This is a genomic window from Pseudomonas sp. KB_15 (genome assembly GCF_052114525.1).
GTDB lineage: Bacteria > Pseudomonadota > Gammaproteobacteria > Pseudomonadales > Pseudomonadaceae > Aquipseudomonas.
The window spans coordinates 1-382 of the sequence record NZ_JBFREX010000326.1 but is presented as its reverse complement, the minus strand read 5'-3'; the positions used below and the strand labels follow the sequence as shown (position 1 = coordinate 382).

Sequence of the window (382 nt, the reverse complement as noted above, 5' to 3'; positions counted from 1 at the left end):
CCGAGCGCGCGGTCGAAGAAGCGCGTGAGCAGGTGGCCGCGCTGGTGGGCGCCGATCCCCGCGAGATCGTGTGGACGTCGGGCGCAACCGAGTCGAACAACCTGGCCATCAAGGGTGCCGCGAACTTCTACTCGGGCAAGGGCAAGCATCTGATTACGGTGAAGACCGAGCACAAGGCGGTGCTGGACACCACCCGCGAGCTCGAACGCCAAGGCTTCGAGGTGACCTACCTCGACGTCAAGGACGACGGCCTGATCGACATGGACGTGTTCCAGCAGGCGATTCGCCCGGATACGATCCTGGTGTCGGTGATGCTGGTGAACAACGAGATCGGCGTGATCCAGGACGTGGCGCAGATCGGCGAAATTTGCCGCGCCAAGGG

The 382-nt window shown here is 63.9% G+C and carries 1 protein-coding gene; it reads left to right on the top strand.

What is annotated here, in order from left to right; genetic code table 11:
- Positions 1 to 382, top strand: a 382-nt coding sequence (locus AB4Z35_RS31110; RefSeq protein ID WP_442101313.1) for an aminotransferase class V-fold PLP-dependent enzyme, incomplete at both ends; no start/stop codon positions are given.